26 protein-coding genes and 1 tRNA gene are annotated in these 20,485 nt (G+C 63.5%); 10 read left to right on the plus strand and 17 right to left on the minus strand.

Going from position 1 to position 20,485, the window contains the following annotated elements:
• Nucleotides 1-23 precede the first annotated feature (23 nt).
• Entirely contained in the window at nt 24-1,172 is a 1,149-nt protein-coding gene (locus NDO55_RS05470) for an aromatic ring-hydroxylating oxygenase subunit alpha (protein WP_252113197.1), read from the minus strand.
• Nucleotides 1,173-1,291: 119 nt separating this feature from the next.
• Between NDO55_RS05470 and NDO55_RS05475 the strand changes: the two genes are divergently transcribed.
• The 5 genes from NDO55_RS05475 to NDO55_RS05495 all read left to right on the plus strand — a co-directional run bounded on the left by NDO55_RS05475 (nt 1,292) and on the right by NDO55_RS05495 (nt 3,501).
• Nucleotides 1,292-1,750 (plus strand): GNAT family N-acetyltransferase, encoded by a 459-nt coding sequence (locus NDO55_RS05475; protein WP_252113199.1) that lies wholly within the window; start codon nt 1,292-1,294, stop codon nt 1,748-1,750.
• A gap of 145 nt (nt 1,751-1,895) precedes the next feature.
• Entirely contained in the window at nt 1,896-2,255 is a 360-nt protein-coding gene (gene rpsF / locus NDO55_RS05480) for a 30S ribosomal protein S6 (protein WP_252113201.1), read from the plus strand.
• Nucleotides 2,255-2,479 (plus strand): 30S ribosomal protein S18, encoded by a 225-nt coding sequence (rpsR, locus tag NDO55_RS05485; RefSeq protein WP_244382668.1) that lies wholly within the window; start codon nt 2,255-2,257, stop codon nt 2,477-2,479. Before rpsF ends, rpsR begins: the two co-directional genes overlap by 1 nt.
• Nucleotides 2,480-2,490: 11 nt before the next feature.
• Entirely contained in the window at nt 2,491-3,225 is a 735-nt protein-coding gene (gene rplI, locus NDO55_RS05490) for a 50S ribosomal protein L9 (protein WP_252113203.1), read from the plus strand.
• 114 nt (nt 3,226-3,339) lie between these two features.
• Entirely contained in the window at nt 3,340-3,501 is a 162-nt protein-coding gene (locus tag NDO55_RS05495) for a hypothetical protein (RefSeq protein ID WP_252113205.1), read from the plus strand.
• A gap of 2 nt (nt 3,502-3,503) precedes the next feature.
• Here NDO55_RS05495 and NDO55_RS05500 read toward each other — a convergent pair whose 3' ends face one another.
• Nucleotides 3,504-4,184 (minus strand): glutathione S-transferase family protein, encoded by a 681-nt coding sequence (locus NDO55_RS05500; protein ID WP_252113207.1) that lies wholly within the window; start codon nt 4,182-4,184, stop codon nt 3,504-3,506.
• Nucleotides 4,181-4,663 carry a DUF6456 domain-containing protein gene (locus NDO55_RS05505; RefSeq protein WP_252113209.1) on the minus strand — a complete coding sequence of 161 codons (483 nt, stop codon included), beginning with the start codon at nt 4,661-4,663 and terminating at the stop codon, nt 4,181-4,183. Before NDO55_RS05505 ends, NDO55_RS05500 begins: the two co-directional genes overlap by 4 nt.
• Nucleotides 4,664-4,762: 99 nt before the next feature.
• Between NDO55_RS05505 and NDO55_RS05510 the strand changes: the two genes are divergently transcribed.
• On the plus strand, nt 4,763-5,329 hold the full coding sequence (locus tag NDO55_RS05510; RefSeq protein ID WP_252113211.1) for a helix-turn-helix domain-containing protein: 567 nt from the start codon (nt 4,763-4,765) through the stop codon (nt 5,327-5,329).
• 21 nt (nt 5,330-5,350) lie between these two features.
• On the opposite strand, the gene NDO55_RS05515 is transcribed toward NDO55_RS05510, so the two are convergent.
• The 3 genes from NDO55_RS05515 to NDO55_RS05525 all read right to left on the minus strand — a co-directional run bounded on the left by NDO55_RS05515 (nt 5,351) and on the right by NDO55_RS05525 (nt 7,000).
• Nucleotides 5,351-5,426 (minus strand) — tRNA-Val (locus NDO55_RS05515).
• On the minus strand, nt 5,426-5,986 hold the full coding sequence (locus NDO55_RS05520; protein ID WP_252113213.1) for a DUF2165 domain-containing protein: 561 nt from the start codon (nt 5,984-5,986) through the stop codon (nt 5,426-5,428). The genes NDO55_RS05515 and NDO55_RS05520 overlap by 1 nt, the downstream gene beginning before the upstream one ends.
• Nucleotides 5,987-6,070: 84 nt before the next feature.
• Complete coding sequence (locus tag NDO55_RS05525; protein WP_252113215.1) at nt 6,071-7,000, minus strand: hypothetical protein; 930 nt, start codon at nt 6,998-7,000, stop codon at nt 6,071-6,073.
• Nucleotides 7,001-7,158: 158 nt separating this feature from the next.
• On the opposite strand from NDO55_RS05525, the gene NDO55_RS05530 reads away from it, so the two are divergent.
• Nucleotides 7,159-7,521 (plus strand): hypothetical protein, encoded by a 363-nt coding sequence (locus tag NDO55_RS05530; protein ID WP_252113217.1) that lies wholly within the window; start codon nt 7,159-7,161, stop codon nt 7,519-7,521.
• Here NDO55_RS05530 and cysQ read toward each other — a convergent pair.
• Nucleotides 7,518-8,321 carry a 3'(2'),5'-bisphosphate nucleotidase CysQ gene (cysQ, locus tag NDO55_RS05535; RefSeq protein WP_252113219.1) on the minus strand — a complete coding sequence of 268 codons (804 nt, stop codon included), beginning with the start codon at nt 8,319-8,321 and terminating at the stop codon, nt 7,518-7,520. The genes NDO55_RS05530 and cysQ overlap by 4 nt on opposite strands.
• A gap of 1 nt (nt 8,322) precedes the next feature.
• Entirely contained in the window at nt 8,323-9,102 is a 780-nt protein-coding gene (locus NDO55_RS05540; protein ID WP_252115550.1) for an SDR family oxidoreductase, read from the minus strand.
• Nucleotides 9,103-9,248: 146 nt separating this feature from the next.
• Between NDO55_RS05540 and NDO55_RS05545 the strand changes: the two genes are divergently transcribed.
• Nucleotides 9,249-10,124: a type VI secretion system tube protein Hcp gene (locus NDO55_RS05545; RefSeq protein WP_252113221.1), complete on the plus strand. Its 876-nt coding sequence runs from the start codon at nt 9,249-9,251 to the stop codon at nt 10,122-10,124.
• Here NDO55_RS05545 and NDO55_RS05550 read toward each other — a convergent pair.
• The 9 genes from NDO55_RS05550 to NDO55_RS05590 all read right to left on the minus strand — a co-directional run bounded on the left by NDO55_RS05550 (nt 10,121) and on the right by NDO55_RS05590 (nt 18,315).
• Nucleotides 10,121-12,001 (minus strand): acetyl-CoA carboxylase biotin carboxylase subunit, encoded by a 1,881-nt coding sequence (locus tag NDO55_RS05550; RefSeq protein ID WP_252113223.1) that lies wholly within the window; start codon nt 11,999-12,001, stop codon nt 10,121-10,123. The genes NDO55_RS05545 and NDO55_RS05550 overlap by 4 nt on opposite strands.
• 39 nt (nt 12,002-12,040) lie before the next feature.
• Nucleotides 12,041-12,535: a hypothetical protein gene (locus tag NDO55_RS05555; protein WP_252113226.1), complete on the minus strand. Its 495-nt coding sequence runs from the start codon at nt 12,533-12,535 to the stop codon at nt 12,041-12,043.
• Between the two features lie 55 nt (nt 12,536-12,590).
• Nucleotides 12,591-12,902, minus strand: a complete 312-nt coding sequence (locus NDO55_RS05560; RefSeq protein WP_252113228.1) for a hypothetical protein — start codon at nt 12,900-12,902, stop codon at nt 12,591-12,593.
• A 44-nt stretch (nt 12,903-12,946) separates the two neighbouring features.
• Nucleotides 12,947-14,551: a carboxyl transferase domain-containing protein gene (locus tag NDO55_RS05565; RefSeq protein ID WP_252113230.1), complete on the minus strand. Its 1,605-nt coding sequence runs from the start codon at nt 14,549-14,551 to the stop codon at nt 12,947-12,949.
• A gap of 37 nt (nt 14,552-14,588) precedes the next feature.
• A complete protein-coding gene (locus tag NDO55_RS05570; RefSeq protein WP_252113232.1) occupies nt 14,589-15,446 on the minus strand; it encodes a c-type cytochrome in 858 nt (285 codons plus the stop codon).
• A 65-nt stretch (nt 15,447-15,511) separates the two neighbouring features.
• Entirely contained in the window at nt 15,512-16,330 is an 819-nt protein-coding gene (locus NDO55_RS05575) for a cytochrome c (RefSeq protein ID WP_252113234.1), read from the minus strand.
• Nucleotides 16,331-16,398: 68 nt separating this feature from the next.
• Complete coding sequence (locus NDO55_RS05580) at nt 16,399-17,559, minus strand: acyl-CoA dehydrogenase family protein (protein ID WP_252113235.1); 1,161 nt, start codon at nt 17,557-17,559, stop codon at nt 16,399-16,401.
• A gap of 51 nt (nt 17,560-17,610) precedes the next feature.
• Nucleotides 17,611-18,045, minus strand: coding sequence for a c-type cytochrome (locus NDO55_RS05585; protein WP_252113236.1), 435 nt, complete (start codon nt 18,043-18,045; stop codon nt 17,611-17,613).
• Between the two features lie 3 nt (nt 18,046-18,048).
• Nucleotides 18,049-18,315 (minus strand): hypothetical protein, encoded by a 267-nt coding sequence (locus tag NDO55_RS05590; RefSeq protein ID WP_252113237.1) that lies wholly within the window; start codon nt 18,313-18,315, stop codon nt 18,049-18,051.
• Between the two features lie 156 nt (nt 18,316-18,471).
• Here NDO55_RS05590 and NDO55_RS05595 point away from each other — a divergent pair, with 156 nt between their 5' ends.
• Both NDO55_RS05595 and NDO55_RS05600 read left to right on the plus strand, forming a co-directional pair.
• Nucleotides 18,472-19,650, plus strand: a complete 1,179-nt coding sequence (locus tag NDO55_RS05595; protein WP_252113238.1) for a thiolase family protein — start codon at nt 18,472-18,474, stop codon at nt 19,648-19,650.
• The gene (locus NDO55_RS05600; RefSeq protein WP_252113239.1) at nt 19,651-20,478 is read left to right on the plus strand and encodes a glutaredoxin; all 828 of its coding nucleotides are present in this window, start codon (nt 19,651-19,653) and stop codon (nt 20,476-20,478) included.
• Nucleotides 20,479-20,485 lie beyond the last annotated feature (7 nt).

The raw sequence follows: 20,485 nt of genomic DNA on the forward strand, positions 1-20,485 counted from the left end.
GACACGCCAACGGCAGGCGAAGACTAGTCGTTCCGCCCGGGTGGATGAGGCAGTCGTGCTTGCGGCAGTTCCTCGCGCAGTCGGCGCGCAAAGCTGCGAAGGCACACTTCGCTCCGACCCAGCGGACCGGGTTCGTAGGCATCGCTTTCCATCCCCGCCTGCACCCGCGCGATCAGTTCGGTATCCTCGGCATTGACCTGCCGGTTGATGCGCCAGTTGAGATAGCGTGCTGCCTTCATCTCGCGGCGATCGTCGGGAAGGGCATAGCTGATTTCGCGGATCACCGTTTCCGTCGCGCTCACCGGCAGGAACTGCATGAAATCGACCTGGTCGGGATAGATGTCGAAGGCGACATTGGGAAACAGCTTGAAATAGATCCATTTGCGCTTGTGGCTGTCCGGCAGGTGCGCTGCGTCGGGCAGGAATTGCTGGTAGGCACGCTCGGACGGATTGGCCGACGGCGTGTCGCGCAAATCGCCCCACATCTTGTCGACATGGGCGCCAGCCTCGATCCCGTAGCTCTTGCCAAACAGGCGTGTGAGACCGGGATGGCCAACCGGAATGTGCAGCGCGTCGGAATAATTGTCGGCGATCGTCTTCCAGTTGAGCCTGCGCGGTCGCAGCGTCACCCGCCCGATCGGCTCCATTTGGGCAAAGCGATAGGGCGCAATTTCCTCGGCATAGGGCGCCATCATCTCGGCAACCGACGGCGCGCCTTCCTGCAGCGTCACGAAGTAAAAGCCCTGCCATTCTTCCAGCGGGACGGGTTTGAGCCCTAGGCCATGCGTATCGAGCACCGGATAATCCTCGCGATGCGGCACGCCCTTCAATGCCCCGTCCCGCCCATAGCTCCAGCCATGATAAGGACAGGTCAGCACGCGGTCGCAGCCACCCTCGCCATCGACCAGCCGGCTGCCGCGATGGCGGCAGACATTGTGGAAGGCACGCACGGTCCCGTCATCGCCGCGAATGACGATGATACTCTCGCCGAGATAATCGAGTTTGCGCCAGTCGCCCGGCTGCGAGATTTCGCTGACATGGCAAACGACCTGCGGCGCTTTCCTGAGAAACGCCGCCTTCTCCGCCTCGAAGAACTCCGCATCATGATAGACCCAGCCGGGCAGGCTGAGATCGTCTTGCGGATCGCTGCGCGGTTCGGGTCGCGTCGCCATGCGCGAAGGCTTGCCACAGCGCCCGAAGGGCGGCAATGGGAACGGGCTTGTTTCATTGTCGCCGCCGCCACCCCGGCGCGCGGCCCTGACTCCCGTTTGCACGAAAGAAACAAGTCATCATGATCCGACCCGCACTTGCCGCAGACCGTGACGCGCTGCGTGCCATTGCCGAGGGCACCCAGATGTTCCTCGGCGACGAACTCGATCATTTCGCCGCCATGCTCGATGCCGAGCTTGAAAGCGGCGCCAAGCCCACCCTGCTCGTCGCCGATCACGGCAACGGCCCGGAAGCCGCCGCCTATTGGCAGCCCGAAGCGATGGCGCAGGGCGTCGCCAACCTCCTCTTCATCGGCACGCGCCCCGAGGCACGGCGCAGCGGCCATGGCGCGGCGCTGCTGCAGGCGTTCGAGGCGGAAGCCCGCAAGGCCAACCGCCTCGCCATCATCGAGACCGCGAGCGATGCCATGTTCGCGCCCGCCTGGGCGCTCTATCGCGGCCATGGCTATAGCAAGGAGGCGCGCATCGCTGATTATTATGACGATGGCCTCGACAAATTGATCTTTTCCAAGCGCCTCTAACGACTTGCAATAGGGGGCACTTTGCCCTTATAGGCGCCCCCAGCCGACGGAGGATTCTCCGCCGGCCTTTGAATGTTGACGATAGCCGGAGGGGCGTTCGCATGGTGCGGCGTCAGCGATCGGCCAAGAATAAGAGAGAAATGATATGGCTCTTTACGAGCATATCTTCCTCGCGCGTCAGGACCTTGCCCAGGCACAGGTCGATACGCTGACCGAGGAAGCGACCAAGATCATTACCGACAATGACGGTAAGGTCGTGGAAACCGAAAATTGGGGCCTCAAGTCGATGGCCTACAAGATCCAGAAGAACCGCAAAGCGCACTATGTGATGCTGCGTCTCGACACGCCGCCGGCCGCCGTTGCCGAGCTCGAGCGCCAGACCCGCATCAACGAAGACATTGTCCGCTACATGACCATCCGCGTCGACGAGCATGAAGAAGGCCCGTCCGTGCAGATGCGCAAGAATGACCGCGACGGCCGTCGCGGCAAGAAGGAGCGCAACTAATGGCCCGTCCGTTCTTCCGCCGCCGCAAGTCGTGCCCCTTCTCGGGCAATGACGCGCCCGTCATCGATTACAAGGACACGCGCCTGCTCCAGGGTTTCATCTCGGAGCGTGGCAAGATCGTGCCTTCCCGCATCACCGCAGTTTCGGCCAAGAAGCAGCGCGAACTCGCCAAGGCGATCAAGCGCGCGCGTCACATCGGCCTGCTGCCCTACGTCGTTAAGTAAGGAGAGCTACGATGGACGTTATCCTGCTTGAACGCGTCGAAAAGCTTGGTGGCATCGGCGATGTCGTGACCGTGAAGAATGGTTATGCGCGCAATTTCCTGCTGCCGAACAAGAAGGCCCTTCGCGCCAACGCCGCCAACAAGGCTGTTTTCGAAGCCAACCGTGAGCGCATTGAAAAGGAAAATGCCGAGAAGCGCGACAGCGCCGAAGGCGAAGCCAAGAAGATGGACGGCACCACGCTGGTTCTCATCCGCCAGGCTTCGAACACCGGCCAGCTGTACGGCTCGGTCGCGACTCGCGACATCGTCGCCGGCATGGACGAAGAAGGCCACAAGATCGAAAAGAGCCAGGTCCAGCTCATCCGTCCGATCAAGACCATCGGCATGCACGACGTCACTGTCGTCCTGCACCCCGAAGTCTCGATCACGGTGAAGGCCAACGTGGCCCGCTCGCCCGAGGAAGCCGAACTCCAGGCCCAGGGCATCGACATCATCCAGCAGATGTATGAAGAAGAGCAGGCCGAACTGGTCGAGAATGCGATCGACGCCGGCGTGGACGAAGAAGTCGTCCTCGAGCCCGGCCAAGTCGTTGCCGAAGACGGTTCGATCGAAGTCGCCGACCCGGCTGCTGCCAAGGAAGAGGAAATCGCCGAAATCGAAGCCGAGGCCGAAGCTGCCGACGCTGACGAAGGCGATGCCGAAGCCGAAGCGGACACCGCTGAGGAAGCGAGCGAAGAAGAGAAGTAAGCTTCTCCTCATTGCCGAAAAGAAATGGGCCGCTCGGGAAACCGGGCGGCCTTTTTCGCGTGCGGAACGCGCTGCGCATGTCCCTCGTTATCCTGTCGACCCCCAAGGAGGACGATGATGAGCGACAAGGAAAATGTTTCGAACGAACGCGCACCCGCGCTGAGCGAAGAAGATCGCATCGACGCGATGGACGCGGACAATTTCGATCCGGTGAAATATCAGGCGCAGGGCCAGGGCGGCCCGGTCAAGGGCCTGTCCGAAGACGAGGAAGAATAAGGCTAGCCGACGCGGCCGGTCACTTCGTGACCGACCTTGCGGAAGAAAGCCTGCTCGCGGCTCACCGATCCCTTGAAATAGGGTTCGGCCAGCATCCGGCGCGACCAGGCCTCGATGCGCGGATAGCGCGCCCAGTCCACCTCGGCATTGGCATGGTCGAGATTGGCAAAGGGTGACGCCACGGCGAGATCGGCAAGCGTCAGCCTTCCCCCCACCAGATAGCCATCTGCATCGGGCACCTGCCCCTCGAAATAGTCGAGGATGGGTGGCAATTCCTCGCATTCCGCCCGGCGCGCCTCTTCAAGGTCGCCGGGCTGTTTTGCGAATAACGGCGACACCACTCGATTGAAGAACATCTTCAGCCCGCAGCTGACCAGAATGGTGTCGGCAAACTCGTCCCACCAGATGACCTTGCCCAGCGCCTCGGCATCTTTGGGCAGCAGTGATGGTTCGGGCTGCAGCGCTTCGAAATAGTGGATGATCGCGCTTGAATCGGCGAGCGTGTAGTCGCCATGGCGCAGCCCGGGGATCTTGCCGAACGGGCTGGCCTCGCGAAATTCCGGATCGGGATCGCGCATGCCGAGCGATTTCACCTTGAAGTCGAATTCCTTCAGCATCGCCGCAGCGATAACCTTGCGCACATAGGGCGACATGCTCGCCCCGTAGATGATCATCTCGCTCATACGATTCGGTAGTAATCCGCAACCCGGTCCAGCGCCAGCGTAAGCACCAACTTGCCCGACCGCGCCGGCCATTTGAGCGCGCTTTCCGCCTCGCGCATGCCCTGGCCCGCACAGACCACGCGCCACAGAATATCGCCGAGCCCCTTGCCCGCCGCATCGATCGCCCCCTCGAAGCGCCGCTTGGCATCCATCTGGCTGCCCGACAGATCGGGCATGTCCCCGCTGCCGCCGCGGCTGCGTGCCACGGGCGCTGCGTCCCAGGCCATGGTGATGCGCTGCGACAGTTGCGCGCGCTCATAATCGTCGCGCAATCGCTCGCCCGCATCATGCTGGCGCTCGCTGATATGCCCGCGCGAGCGTAGCCAGCCCAGCGGGCTCTCCAGCCGGTTCACGGTCACGCTTCGGGCCTTGGCCTTACCGCCAACCGTCTCACCTTCGATCGCCGCGTCCTCAAGAATACGTCCTGCCTTCGCCTTCATGCCTCTTCTCCTTCGCCGAGTCGCTTTTTACTTGCCATGACGGCACATCTGTAGGACAGAGGAAAACCGATTTGGTTATTTCATAGGGGAGAAGCGGCGATGCTCTCACGCATTCGCGAAGTGCGCAAAGCCAAGAAAATGACGCTCGCCGAGGTCGCGGCCCGGTGCCAACCGCCGACCACGGCGCAGACCATCGGCCGGCTCGAGACCGGCACGCGCACGCTGTCGCTGGCCTGGCTCAACCGCATTGCTGGCGCGCTCGGCGTCGATGCCGCAGAACTGGTCGCCAACGAGGAAACGCAGGAAGTCGAGGTCGCTGCCATCCTCGAAGCTGGTGGCAATGCCCAGGCCCCGACCCAGCGCCTCATCGCGCTCCCCCCCAGCCCGGCAAGCGACATCGTCGCCTTGCGCGTCGAGGCGGGGATTGGCGACTATCGCAGCGGCGACGAAATCTGGTGCCGACAGCTGGGGCCCGACGATTTCGGCAGCGCGCTCAACAAGGACGTACTCGTCCCGCGCCCGGCCGGCCGCTACATTTTCGGCCGCCTGATCGATCGCCAGGGTGGCAATCTCCTCATCCTCCCCCCGGGGGCAGGTAGCCGCCAGCAAGTCGTCAAAGACCCGCCCTGGCTGGCCACGGTCGAAACGCTGGTGCGCAAGCTCTAATCTAGGGAATGGGATCGCACATGGTGGGCGGTGACGGGCTCGAACCGCCGACCCTCTCGGTGTAAACGAGATGCTCTACCAACTGAGCTAACCGCCCTACCTGTGCGAACGGTCAGGCTCCTGCCATCCCTCCTGGCGATGATCAACCTTTTCCGTGCGGTCGGCCCAGCAGGGCTCGTCCTGCGCGACGATGAGCATCACCAGGCCGCTGGTCATGGCGTAGATGAAGGCACCCTCTAGCGAGCCGCCGCCGACCTCGGTCTGCCACATCTGGAAACCCGCCCCGCCAATCGCGAGGAACAGGCCGAGCCACGTGAAGACGAGAAGCCCGAGGCCCGACAAAGCGAGCCATTTCGACGCATTGAAGGCGCGCCGCGTGCCCTTGATAGACAGGGCCATGCGTCCGGCCCCGGCAAGCACCGCAATGCCGCCCACCAGTTCGAGCGCGATGATCGACCACATGGCAAACGAGACGAGCCCCGGCGAGGTGACCGCCGGGATGACGCTATCGGTGTACACCGCATTGTCAGCTTGCGAGAGGACGTAGGCGACCGCGCCGCGTGCCGCCTCCAGATTGGCCATATTCTGCAGGGCATAGAGAAAAGCCTGCAGGCCAGCGGCCAGCACGACCAGGATCTTGATATAGCGGATCGTCATCCCTCACCCCCTCGAGACGCCGTTTACTTTGCGTAACAAAGATCGAATTGAAGCCCTCGTCAAGCGCTTGTGACAAATTTGTGTCTAGACAGCGAAGCGCGGGCCGAGCTTGGCGAAGTAGCGGCGGAGCGCATGGCTGGCATCGCGCGACAGCTCGACGAAGACGCGGCGACCGTCATGCGGATCGGCGCGGCGCAGGAAGATGTTGCGGTCGACCATGGTTTTCATCCAGCGCAGCGCCGTCGTCGGCGGCACTGCAGCGGCCATGCACAGCGAGCTGACCGGGACGCGATGCTGCGCGATTTCGGCGGCCAGCAGGTCGAGCATCATGTCCCACGCCGGATCGTGGAACAGCTCCTTGTCGAAATAGTCCTCGCGAAGCCGGCGCGCGCGGATCATCGATCGCACCGTTTCCACCGACAATTCGGGCAGGTCGCCTGAGGCCGGCGCACTCACCATGCCCGACGCCGCATCGGCCTCGCCATCCTGAGACAGGCGCGACAGCGCCGCAGCGATGCGCTGCACCTCTTCCGAAAGCCGCTTCAGCTGGCCATCGTTCCCGCTCGAACTTTCGCCGACACCGCTGCCGGACATGTCCTGCGCGGCGAGCAGCGCCATCGCCCCGCTGCGCGTCGCCGCATCGGCGGCCACGAGAATATCGACGTCGCCGCCGACCCGCGCCGTGACGGGATCGACCATCTGCCGCGGCACCGCGACGGCGGCGGGAATGGCGGCGCTGTCGACGCGCGCGTCGAAGGCCATCAGCCAGCGATCGAGCGCTGCGCCCTTATCTTCGTCGATTTCGACCCAGACCGGATATTCGCCCAGTTCATCGACGCCATTGTCGCCGACATGCAGCAAATTGCCGACGGCGAGGCCAATCCGTTCCAATTCCCCCTGCACGCGTCTCGCCGCCATGTCGCTCGAGACGACAAGGTCGATGCGGCGCGGCGCAGCCATGGCCTCGGCCTGCGAAAGGGTCGGATATTGCTCGGTCACTTGATGGTCCCCCAAGACGCCGGTCCCCCATCACTTCGGGCAGGACCGTCACATTTGTACCGAGCGGCGCAACCCTAGCCCCAAGCGGCGCGCTCGACCAGAGCAAAGTGAACGCTCCGTTCCGGACCGATCGGCAAGCCGCGCGCAAGCATCACCGGGCTAGGGAGCGTGCCATGATGTGCTCGGATGATCGAAACAAGGCGGACCGACATGCACTGCGCGGCGCGGCGCGCGCACGGCGCCTCGCCGAATTGCAGGCGGTGTTGCTGGATTGCGAAACGATGCTCGCGACGATCGACCCCGATTGTCCGGAAGCGCGCGAATTGAGCCTGCGGATCGACCGCGCCCGGCGCGACATCGATCGGCTCCAGGGGGTCAGCAAAAGCCGCCCTGCCGATGCCGATACGCAGCGCAAACTGTTCCGCGAGCTCGCCCACTGGGCCGGAAACCTGCCCGAGGCGCTCGAACCCGATCGCAGCAGTGATGAGGCGGACGGAGACGACAATCTCCCCCCGCCCCTCCCCAAGAAGCGCTAGGCCATGAAGGCGTCGATGCGCGGCGCCTGCCAGCCCGCCGTCGCGACGAAGCCCGGATTGAAATATTTGGGCTTGTCATAGGCGAGCGACTTGCCGTCGAGCCCGTCGACGCGGCCGCCGGCGGCCAGCAGCACCGCATGGCCCGCAGCCGTGTCCCACTCGCAGGTCGGCGAGAGGCGCGGATAGATGTCCGCACGCCCTTCGGCGACGATGCAGAATTTGAGGCTCGATCCGACCGAAACACGTTCGGGCTCGCGGCCGCCGAACACGCTGCCAAGATAGTCGACCGTTTCCTGGCTCAGATGCGACTTGGAGGCGACCGCGACGCGGTCCTCGCCCAATTCGCGGGTCATGATGACGCTGCGCGTGCCACCCGGTCCCTCGAGCCATGCCCCACGACCGTTGAGGCCGAGATGCAAGCGACCCGTCGCCGGCGAAAAGACGATCCCCATCACCGGCAGTCCGTTCTCGATCAGGCCTATATTGACCGTATAATCCTCGCCGCCGCGGATGAATTCCTTGGTCCCGTCGAGCGGGTCGACCAGGAAGAAGGTATCTTCGTGCGCAGGCACGTTGCCGGCCGCGACCTGCTCCTCGGCGATCACCGGCACGTCGCCGCAATGCTGCTTCAGCGCGGCAAGGATGACCTTTTCGGCGGCATGATCGGCCTCCGTGACGGGCGACTTGTCGCCCTTCACGTCGACGTCGAAGCCGCGCTCCACGATCTTGAGGATTTCATCGCCTGCCTCGCGCGCGGTCTGGCCGAGCGCGTCGAGCAATTCGATACTGGCAACGCCCATCTTAGCGCGGCGCCATCCGGATACCGCCGTCGAGACGGATGCTCTCGGCATTGAGGTAGGGCGTTTCGGCGATGAAGGCGGCCAGCTCCGCATACTCCTCGGCCTTGCCGAGACGCTTGGGGAACGGCACCTGCGCGCCGAGGGCATCCTGCACCTTCTCGGGCATCATCGCGACCATCGGGGTCTTGAAGACGCCGGGCAGGATCGTGTTGACGCGCACGCCGTCATTCATCAGGTCGCGCGCGATCGGCAGCGCCATGGCCAGCACGCCGCCCTTGGACGCCGAATAGGCCGCCTGGCCGATCTGGCCGTCCTCGGCCGCCACCGACGCCGTATTGATGATGCAGCCACGCTCGCCATCTTCCAGCGGGTCGAGCCCGACCATGCCCTGCGCCGAATAGGCGATGCAGCGGAACGAGCCGATAAGGTTGATGTTGATGGCCAATTCGAACTGAATCATCGGATAGAGCAGCCGCTCGCCAGTTTCCTTGTTGACGCCAACCGTCTTGGCGGCATTGGCGACGCCCGCGCAGTTGACGAGGATCCGCTCCTGCCCATGCGCCTCGCGCGCCTTGTCGAAGCCGGCCCTCACCGCTTCGTCGCTGGTCACGTCGACATTGCAGAACACGCCGCCAATCTCGCCCGCGACCTTTTCGCCCGCATCCTCGTTGCGATCGAAGATCGCGACCTTGGCACCCATGCTCGCAAGCTTGCGCGCGGTCGCTTCGCCGAGGCCCGACGCACCGCCGGTGACGACTGCTGCTACTCCGTTGACGTCCATCATCTGTCTCCTGTGATCACTGTTCGGCGCCTGCTCTAAGGACCCCACCCGCGCTTGCCAAGCATCGAGCGACCGCAATCGCCCTCGCCCATTCATTCCGGATACAGTATGATCGCCGCAGCTTCGGGTCAGAGAGGGGACGAACCATGACCATCAAGACAATGCGAACCATGCTTGCTGCCACTGCTGTACTGGCTCTGACCGCGCCGGCGATGGCCGGACCGGGCTATCTCAAGATCGGCGATATCCAAGGCGAGAGCGAGCGCACGGGCGGCACCGAAGCACATGATGAGTGGATCGAGGTCCAGTCGATCAGCTGGGCGACGATGGGCGACCTTTTGCGCGAAGTCGACGCGCTCGACCCTGACGATGACGGCGATGGCATCGACAGCATGACGCGCGGCCAGGAATTCAAGGTCAACCGCATCGAAATGTCGATCGTGGCGCCCGACGGCGAAGGCGATGGCGATATGGACGTCGAGACCGTACGCCGCGAGCGGGGCAGTGGCATGGCCACCGGCAAGCGCCAGCACAAACCCTTCACGGTCATCAAGGAAATCGACAAAGCCAGCCCCCAGCTTGCCCGCAGCGCCGATGCCGGCGGGAACGGCGAGGTCGTCGAGACCCAACGGCGCGTGATCATCAAGGAAGTCGGCAAGCGCGACGCGGAAGCCGGCGAAGATGGCGAAGTCCGCCGCGAAGTCCGCATCCGCCGCGAGGTCGACAGGGCCTCTCCCGATATGGCGCGCGGCGAGATCGACAAGTCGACCCCGATCCTGATGGCCTCAGGGCAGTTTGCGACCTGCGAGGTCGGCGCCAAGATGGATGCGCTGAGCGTGCGCGACGGCGACGACACCTATGTCCTTACCGATGCGATGGTCACCGCCTGCATGGGCAGCACGTCGAGCGATCGCCCGACCGAGGAAGTCGCCTTCTACTACAACAAGATCGCCTTCAGCTATGGCAGCCGGGCCTTGCACCAACCGGGCGGCAGCGCCACTGGCGCCACCCGCCGCCGCTAGCCCGCGTCGACCCGCGCCAGCAACGCTTCCACGGCGACCTGCTGGCCGGGCTCCACGCTGAGCTCGGCAACCGTCCCGTCGAATGGCGCGGTGAGGCCATGCTCCATCTTCATCGCTTCGAGCGTTAGAAGTCGCTGCCCCGCCTTAACTTCATCACCCTCGGCCACCGAAACGCTCGTCACCTTGCCCGGCATCGGCGCAAGGATCGCGCCGTCGCCTGCGGCAGCGCCGCCCGAACCCGGACGATGCGAAAGCATGAACTCATGCGCCTCGCCTGCACTGAACAGAACGACTCGTTCGTCATCGCGAAAACCGGACGAAGGCAAAGTCTCGCCGCCATCGGCCAGGTCGACCGTCACCGTCTCCCCCTTGAAACTCAGCGCCACCGCAGCGCGAGGCGCGGCATTGAGGCGGAAACCTGCCAAGGGCTGCGGCTCTTCCCCAGCCAGCGCAATCATCGCCGCCGTGCGCCAATGCGCATCGCTCGGCGCGCCATCGGGGACAAGCGCTTCTTCATGCTCGGCGATAAAACCCGTGTCGAGATCGGCCTCGACGAAATCGTCTTGCGTCAGCGCCCGCAGCAGGAATGCGGCATTCGTCCGCACCGGCCAGACTTCAACGCCAGACAGCGTGCGTGCCAGCCCCTCGATCGCCGCATCGCGATCCTCGCCATGCGCGATGAGCTTTGCGATCATCGGGTCGTAATGCGGGCTGATCACATCGCCCTCTTCGACACCCGTTTCGATGCGACGCCGACGACGCCCGCGCCACTGCTCGCGGCCGAGGTCGAAATGATTGAGCCGCCCGGTCGAAGGCAGGAACCCCGTCGCCGGATCTTCCGCATAGAGTCGCGCCTCAATCGCATGCCCGTCGATCGCCAAATCCTCCTGCGCCACCGGGATCGGCTCGCCCGACGCCACGCGCAGTTGCCATTCGACCAGGTCGACGCCGGTAATCTCTTCGGTCACCGGATGCTCGACCTGCAGGCGCGTATTCATTTCCATGAAGTAGATGCGGTCGGCGCGCAGCCCCTCGCTCGCATCGGCGATGAACTCGACCGTGCCCGCGCCCTCATAATTCACCGCTTGCCCCGCGCGGACCGCGGCTGCGCAGACTTCGGCGCGGGTCTCTTCGTCCATGCCGGGCGCGGGCGCTTCCTCAATGACTTTCTGGTGGCGGCGCTGTAGCGAGCAATCGCGTTCGAACAGGTGAACGACAGTGCCATGGCTGTCGCCGAACAATTGCACTTCGATATGGCGCGGGCTCTCGATCCATTTCTCGAGGATGACGACGTCATTGCCGAACGAGGCCGTCGCCTCGCGCTTCACGCTGGCCAGCGCATCGGCGAAATCGCCAGCAGCCTCGACTTTGCGCATGCCCTTGCCGCCGCCACCAGCAACCGCCTTGATCAGCACCGGATAGCCGATTGTGTCGGCTTCGGCGGTCAACGTCGCCTCCGACTGGTCCTCGCCCAGATAGCCCGGCGTCACCGGCACGCCCGCATCGGCCATCAGTTTCTTGGCAGCATCCTTGAGGCCCATGGCGCGGATGCTCTCGGGCTTCGGACCGACCCAGATCAGCCCTGCATCGATCACTGCCTGCGCAAAATCGGCATTCTCGCTTAGGAAGCCATAGCCGGGATGAATCGCTTCAGCGCCGGTCTCCATCGCGGCTTCGATGATCTTGTCGCCACGTAGATAACTTTCCGCGCTCGCCGCCGGCCCGATGCACACCGCCCTGTCCGCCATGCGCACGTGGAGCGCCTTGGCATCCGCTTCGGAATAGACCGCGACGCAGCGTATCCCCATGGCCTGCGCGGTCCGCATGACACGACAGGCGATTTCGCCGCGATTGGCGATGAGCAGGCTCTTGATCATGGCGCCAGCGATAGAGGCCGTGCCGAACCGGGTCCAGACCTAGAAATTGATGCGGGGCAGCATGTCGTCGCCGAACACCACTGCGGTGATCGCCACGTTCATGCCGAGGAAGGCCGCCAAGGCCCAACGCCAACCGAGCCGTTCGTCGCGAAACTGCGCGGCGAAAAGAAGACCGGCAACGCCAACGGTTGCCGCAAAGATCGGCCATTGGCCAAGCCCTAATATCGCGCCGATCCGCGCTTCGTCATTGGGGCTACCCATCGCCGTCAGCACGGCGGCCATCAGGCGCTGGAAGAAGACCACCCACAGGATAATCGCCGTCCAGCGCCACTGCATCGCCCGCGCCGCAATCGCAATCACCAGCATGATGCCCGGCCCTGCAATATTGGTCCACAGCCGCGCCGTATCGCTCATCGACGTCGAATAGTTGACCGTGTTGGTCCCCATGCTCCCGCTCGCCCCGAACGCAATCGCCGTGAGCATATGCGCCAGCTCATGAATGAGATGCAGCACGATCCCGATGAGAATCGTCATCAAAAATGTCGTCACGAAGGACGGTTTCTCTTTGGCCATAAGATCCCCCAGCGACTTAGTTTTCAGATAGAGATCGCGCGCGCTCTAACTCTTCCCGCGCGATTCCAGTCAGCCAGCTTCTGCCCAACTGCAATCCTTCGATCGAAAGCGCGAAACTTTCCAATGCTCCCACGAATGCCGCAGCCTTTACCTCTTCGTCGCGGCCGCCAAACACCGTGCTCAAATGCGACATCAGTTCACGTAGCTGTTGCTCGTCTTTCGTTTCGATCACTTGAGATGCTGCTTCGCCATAGATCAAGCTCGCGCCGTCCTGACGAGGTGAAAAAGAAGACCAATCCAGCGACCAAAGGCTCGGACAATCAGCCATCAGGCGTTCCACAGTAGGATCATAAAAGCTTTGGCGAGTCATATTTACATCCGGAAAACGCCGAACTTCGGCTGGTCGGGTACCGGCGCATTGAGGCACGCGGCAAACGCCAGGCCCAGCACATCGCGCGTCTGCGCCGGATCGATGATGCCATCGTCCCACAGGCGCGCGGTGGCGTGCCAGGGATTGCCCTCATCCTCATATTTCTGGCGGATCGGCTTCTTGAATTCCTCCGCCTCTTCCTCGCTCCATGTGTCCGCATCGCGGTGCACCGTTGCAAGCACGCTGGCCGCCTGTTCGCCGCCCATCACCGAGATACGCGAATTGGGCCAGGTGAAGAGGAAGTTGGGGCTGTAGGCGCGCCCCGCCATGCCGTAATTGCCCGCGCCGAAGCTGCCGCCGATCAGCACGGTGATCTTGGGCACCTGCGCGGTGGCGACCGCAGTCACCAACTTGGCGCCATGCTTGGCGATCCCTTCCGCCTCATACTTCCCGCCGACCATGAAGCCCGACACGTTCTGGAGGAAAAGGAGCGGGATTTTCCGCTCCGCCGCCAGCTCGATGAAATGCGCGCCTTTGACCGCGCTTTCGCTGAAAATCACGCCATTATTGGCGAGGATCGCGACCGGCAGGCCATGGATATGCGCAAAGCCGCACACCAGGCTCGACCCGTAGAGCGGTTTGAATTCGTGAAACTCGCTGCCATCGACGATGCGCGCAATCACCTCATGCACGTCGTAGGGCGCGCGGACATCCTCGGGGATGATCGAATAAAGCTCCTCGGCGTCATATTTGGGCGCGCGCGGTTCGGCATAATTAAGGTCGGCATTTTCCGCGCCCTGCGGCACAGTTGACAAGATATCGCGCACGATGGTCAGCGCATGCTCGTCATTTTCGGCCAAATGGTCGACCACGCCCGACTTGCGCGCATGCAAATCGCCGCCGCCTAGGTCCTCGGCCGAGATTTCCTCGCCCGTCGCCGCCTTTACCAGCGGCGGCCCGGCAAGGAAGATCGTCCCCTGCTCCTTCACGATGACGCTCTCGTCGCTCATCGCGGGGACATAGGCGCCGCCCGCCGTGCAGCTCCCCATGACGCAGGCAATCTGCGGGATCGCCTTGGCGCTCATATTGGCTTGGTTGAAGAAGATGCGCCCGAAATGGTCGCGGTCGGGGAAGACTTCCGCCTGATGTGGCAGGTTCGCGCCGCCCGAGTCGACCAGGTAGATGCACGGCAGCCGGTTGGCCTCGGCAATCTCCTGCGCGCGCAGATGCTTCTTCACCGTCATCGGATAATAGGTGCCGCCCTTCACAGTGGCATCGTTGCACACGATCATCGCCTGCCGACCCGACACACGCCCGATGCCCGCGATCATGCCCGCGCCCGGCACCTGGCCTTCATACATATCGCAGGCCGCCAGCTGGCCGATCTCGAGAAAGGGCGAACCGGGATCGAGCAACCGCTCAACACGCTCACGCGGGAGCAGCTTGCCGCGGGCAACATGCCTTTCGCGATGCCGCTCGGGCCCGCCCTTGGCGGCCTCCGCCACGTCATCACGAAGCCGCTCCACGAGCGCGCGATTATGCTTTGCCCGGGCTTGCGCCTCGGGCGAGGAAAGGTCGATCTTGCTGTCCAGCGTCGGTGCACTCATGGGCCGTGGCCTAGCGCGGCAAACCCGCTTTGGGAAGCTACTGCGCCGCGGCCATCTTGTCCTCGGAGAGCTTGCGCAAATAGGCGACCAGGTCCGCACGCTCTTCGTCGGTAAGGTGCGAGGTCACATTGGCGCCGATAAAGCTCATCAGCCCGATATCGCGCCCGCCAGGCGCCTCGCCGGTCGTCAGCATTTGCACCAGTTCGGCATCCGAATAGGTCCCGACCATCTGGCTGAGGTCGGGCGCGAAGCCATCCTCGCCATCGAGCTGCGGCCCGTGGCAGTCGGCACAGTTGACCGTCGCGACATAGCGACCCAGCGCATATTCCTCGCCCGGATCGGGCGGATGGTTGCCGGCATAGAGCGGCACTTCTTCGGCAGATGTCGGATATTGGCCTGCCGCACGCGCTTCCGCGAGACCGGGATTGAGCTTGGTCAGCGGCGTCGGCTCGCCCGTCGGTTCGAGCGTGCGCAGATAGGCGATCAACGCTGCCATGTCGGCGTCCGAGACCTTCTGATAGACCTTGGACGGCATCATGTAGATTTCATCTCGCGTGGGATGCACCCCCTCGCGCAGAAGCGTCTCCAGTTGCTCGTCCGTCAAATCGGGCACGGCACGCGTGACATTGGAAGCCCAGATGCCGTCCAGCGTCGGATCGAAATTACCCATATGTGTGCCGGTCAATGTGGGCGTGTGACAGGCGGTGCAGAGCAGCACCTTCGACACCCGCTCGCCATGCGCGACCTTGGCCGCCTCGTCATCGCCATAATCGGCGCCCTGAAAAGTCACCGCGGCGTCTTCGAGCACTGCGCCTTCTAGAGAATCCTCGTTCGATTGTTCGACAGCGCACGCAAACAGGCTGGCCCCCGCCAGCAGGACGACAAACCCCCGCATCCTGCATCTCCCTCTGTTGTGACAGCAGAGTTAACACAGGTTAGGCTGACTGGGAAGCAGCGGGGCTATTCGTCCTCCGACAGCGCCATCACGTAATCGATGACGGCAGTGCGCTCTGCGTCGGTGAGCGCAGACAATTCGCGCCGCGCCACGAGGGTCATCATGCCGCTGGTCTCATAGTGTCGATTGATGCCCTTGCTCAGCAACAGCTCGAGGGCTTGGGCATCATAGGCACCCATATTCTGCAGCCCCGGCGCGCCGTTCGGCACGCCGCTCAGATCAGCGCCATGGCACTCGGCGCAGGTCACCGACGCGATGTAGCGGCCCAACGCAAATTGCGGCCCGAAATCGGGCGGGACATTGTCGCGAAAGGCATCGACCTTGGCGTTGCTCGTCGAAAAAATACCGAGTTCGACCAGTCGCTCGGTCGCCTCGCCATCCTTGGGAAATGGCCAATTGCGCCCGGCCGGCTCGAGCGAGCGCAGATACATGGCCAGCGCCGCCATGTCGGGATCGGACAGGCGCTGCAGGCTCTTGGACGGCATATAGAAGAGATTTTCGCGCCAGCGATGCTCGCCGGTGCGCATCAGCCGCTCGAACTCGGCGTCGCTATACTTGCCGATCTCACGCGTCAGGTTGGGGGCGTAGATGACCTCGCCATCGGGATCGTCGGCAAAGGCCTCGCCCTGCAAATTCTCGGCATGGCAGCTGGTGCAGCCAAGCACGTCGGCCAGCCGCGCGCCATGCGCGCGTCGCTCTGCCACCGACGATGATTGCGCGCCGATAAAGGTCGCGTCGGCAAAGTCGGCCCGCGCGATCGGCTCGTCCTGCGTGCAGGACATGAGCGCCGTGCCGGCAAGGAAAATGAAGGTAGTTCGGATCATGGGGCACCTCCTCATCACTCGGCCTAAGCCGAATTATGGGGAGGCGCATTGACCCGCGTCAAATCGGCCTAGTTGCCGGCGCCCACCAGTTCGCGCCCGATCAGCATGCGGCGGATTTCATTGGTGCCCGCTCCGATGTCGAGCAGCTTGGCATCGCGCAGGAAGCGTTCGACCGGCCAGTCCTTGGTGTAACCCGCGCCGCCCAGCGCCTGGACCGCCTCGCCCGCCACCTTGAACGCGCTTTCGCTCGCCAGCAGGATCGCGCCCGCTGCATCGAACCGCGTCGTCTTGTCGGCATCGCAATTCTTCGCGACCGTATAGACGTAGGCACGCGCCGAATTGAGCGCGACATACATGTCGGCAATCTTGGCCTGCATCAGCTGGAAGCTGCCGATCGGCGTGCCGAACTGCTTGCGCTCGCGCACATAGGGCAGAACCACGTCGAGACAGGCCTGCATGATGCCGAGCTGGATGCCGGCCAGCACCGTGCGCTCGTAGTCGAGCCCGCTCATCAGCACAGCGACACCGCCATTGAGCGGCCCCATGACGCGATCCTCGGGCACGAAGCAATCGTTGAACACCAGCTCCGCCGTCGGCGAGCCGCGCATGCCCATCTTGTCGAGCTTCTGGCCGATCGAGAAACCCTCGTCGTCCTTTTCGATCAGGAAGGTGGTGATGCCGCGCGAGCCTTCGCCCGTCTTTGCATAGACGACCAGCGTGTCGGCATAGGCGCCGTTGGTGATCCAGAATTTGGTGCCGTTCAGGCGATAACCGCCATCGACCTTGTCGGCCTTCAGCTTCATCGAAACGACGTCCGAGCCCGCGCCCGCCTCGCTCATCGCCAGCGCGCCGACATGTTCGCCCGAAATCAGGGGCGCGAGATATTTTTCCTTCTGCTCGGGGGTCGCCCATTTGGCGATCTGGTTGATGCAGAGGTTGGTATGCGCGCCATAGGAAAGGCCGACCGAGGCCGAGGCCCGTGCAATTTCTTCCTGCGCGACCACATGTTCAAGATAACCGAGGCCAAGCCCGCCATCTTCTTCCGGCACCGTGATGCCGTGCAGGCCGAGCTCGCCAATCTGCGGCCACAGCTCGATGGGGAAGCGATCTTCCTCGTCGATCGCCGCCGCGATCGGCTCGATCTTGTCCATCGAGAAGCGACGCGTCGTATCGCGGATCGTGTCAGCCATCTCGCCAAGCTGGAAGTCGAGGCCGGGTTCGTTGCTCATGTGAATCTTCTCTCCTGTTCGGGCTGCCGCCTAGCAGGAGATGAAGCGCCCTTACAAGGCGTCAGGCGCGTCCTCGGGCAGCGTCGTCGCGGGGCGCGTATTGCCCTGATGGCAGGTGATGCAATTAACGCGGTTGCGATCCATCGCCGTATGGCTGGCAAAGGGTTCACCCGGCAGCATGTCGCTCTCGTTGATCATCATGGTGAGGCGCATCATCTCGCGCGCGCGGCGCTTCTCCGCCTTGGCATCGCTGGCGAAATCGTAGGTCGACAGCGGCGCGCCCTCCTCGCCGACATGACAATAGCTGCACCGGACGCCCAGCGCCTGGGTGAAATGCTTCATAAGCGCGGTCACGTCTTCCTTGGGCGTATGCGGGTCGAGGACCTGCGCATTTGCAAGTCTGTCGGCATGTTCGGGATGCGCATTGGCGGCGGCAACGGCAAAGGCGGTTGCGCCGATGGCCAGCGCGGCGATCGAACGCTTCAAGGGTCAGCCCGCCATCAAAGGCGAGGAATAGAGATTGCAGCGCCCGCTCATCGGGTCGCGGCGGCAATCCCGGGTGCGATTATCCTCGCGGTCGCTGCGGCGGGCCTTGTTCTTGGCTGCCTTTTCGCGTTCGCGGGCCTCATCGTCATCATCGGGGTCGGCTGCGGCGCGTCGATCCTGGCTGGACTTCACTTCGTCCCCGACCAGCGCGACCGACGTCAGCGCGAACGGGCTCGCTATTGCCAGTGTTGCCGCAATCAGCATCGACATCCCACTTCTCCCCTTTTCGTGAAACGAGCCCGCCCGAAAATCCGAGCCTTTAGCCGTTTCGCCGCATAGCTTGGTCATCCGACCTGAACCGGAGATTGATAGCCGCCCCTCCAGTCACTATGTCGCTTGCCAAACAACATACTCCCGGAGGACCCGATGAGCCAGACTGTAATTCTTTCCTATGCCCGTACACCGATGGGCTCGATGCAGGGAGCGCTCTCGGACGCCTCCGCGACCGATCTTGGTGCCACCGCCGTCAAGGCAGCGGTCGAGCGCGCCGGTGTCGACGGCGCCAATATCGACCGTATCTACATGGGCTGCGTGCTGCCCGCCGGCCTCGGCCAGGCCCCGGCTCGCCAGGCGGCGCTCAAGGCCGGCCTGCCCAAATCGGTCCAAGCGACCACGGTCAACAAGGTGTGCGGCTCGGGCATGCAGACGGTCATCCAGGCTGACGAAGCGATCCGCGCCGGCAACGCCACCACGATCATCGCGGGCGGCATGGAGTCGATGACCAACGCCCCCTACCTCCTCAAGAAGCACCGTTCCGGCGCGCGCATCGGGCATGACACGGCCTATGACCACATGTTCCTCGACGGCCTCGAAGATGCCTACGAAGAAGGCCGCGCCATGGGCAGCTTCGCGCAGGAAACCGCCAACGACTACCAGCTGACCCGCGAGCAGATGGACGATTATTCGATCGAGAGCCTGGCGCGCGCCAATGCCGCCATCGCCGAAGGCCGCTTTGAGGGCGAAGTCGTTCCCGTCACCATCTCGACCCGCAAAGGCGATGTCGTGGTCGACACGGACGAAGCCCCCGGCCGCGGTAATCCCTCCAAGATCCCGCAGCTGCGCCCCGCCTTCGCCAAGGACGGCACTATCACCGCGGCGACCAGCTCGTCCATCTCGGACGGTGCCGCCGCGATTGTCGTGACGTCCAAGGACGCCGCCGAGGCCGCCGGCCAGACCCCGGTTGCGCATATCGTGGCGACAGCTGCCCATGCGCAGGAGCCGAGCGAGTTCACCATCGCCCCCATCGGCGCCATCGAGAAAGTGCTCGATAAGGCCGGCTGGAACGTCGACGATGTCGAACTGTGGGAAGTCAACGAGGCCTTCGCCTGCGTCGCCATGTTCGCGATGAAGGATCTCGGCATCCCGCACGACAAGATCAACGTGAATGGCGGCGGCACTGCGCTCGGTCACCCGATCGGCGCCAGCGGCACCCGCATCCTCGTCACGCTCTTGAACGCGATGAAGAAGCGCGGCCTCAAGAAGGGCGTCGCGAGCCTCTGCATCGGCGGCGGCGAAGCCACGGCCATCGCGGTGGAGATGGCGTAAATGCTGGGCCGCGCTACCAAGACAGCGCGGATCTACCGCATGGTGAAGGAGAAGCATGTCTGCCCCTTTGGCTTGCAGGCGCTGCATCTCCTTCGCTCGCGCGGTTACAAGGTCGAGGACCATCCGCTGCGCACCGCCGAAGAAACCGAGGCACTGAAGGCCGAGCTGGGCGTGAAGACCACGCCGCAAATCTTCATCGGCGAGGAGCGGATTGGCGGTTATACCGACCTGCGGACACATTTCGGCCTCAAGAATCCCGACCCGGACAAGAAAACCTATCGGCCGGTCGCGATGCTATTCGGTCTCGCGGCCTTCATGGCGCTCGCGATGAACCTCGACGTGCTGCGCAACATTCCGGGGTCATTTTTCCAGACGTGGACGATGGACTTCGTGCCCATCGCCATGTGCATGCTCGCGCTCCTCAAACTGCAGGATGTGCGCAGCTTCGCGACCATGTTCCTGGGCTACGACCTGCTCGCCAAGCGCTGGGTGCCCTATGCCAGCCTCTATCCCTTTCTTGAGGCGACGGCGGGCGTGCTGATGCTCGGCAAGGTATTCCTCGAGATCGCCGTCCCCATCGCCTTGTTCATCGGGACGATCGGTGCAATCAGCGTCTTCTATGCGGTCTATGTCCAGAAGCGCGATCTCAAATGCGCCTGTGTCGGCGGCAATAACAATGTCCCGCTAGGCTTCATCAGCCTTACTGAAAACCTCATGATGGTCGGCATGGCAGTCTGGATGGGGCTCACCCTCCTCCAGGCCGCCCCGTTTCATGATGGGACAGTGCTGGAGCCTGTCGCCGTACAGAGCGTTCTTCCCCTAAAATAGAGGGGAA

Source organism: Sphingomicrobium sediminis (assembly GCF_023805295.1).
Taxonomy (GTDB): Bacteria; Pseudomonadota; Alphaproteobacteria; order Sphingomonadales; family Sphingomonadaceae; genus Sphingomicrobium; species Sphingomicrobium sediminis.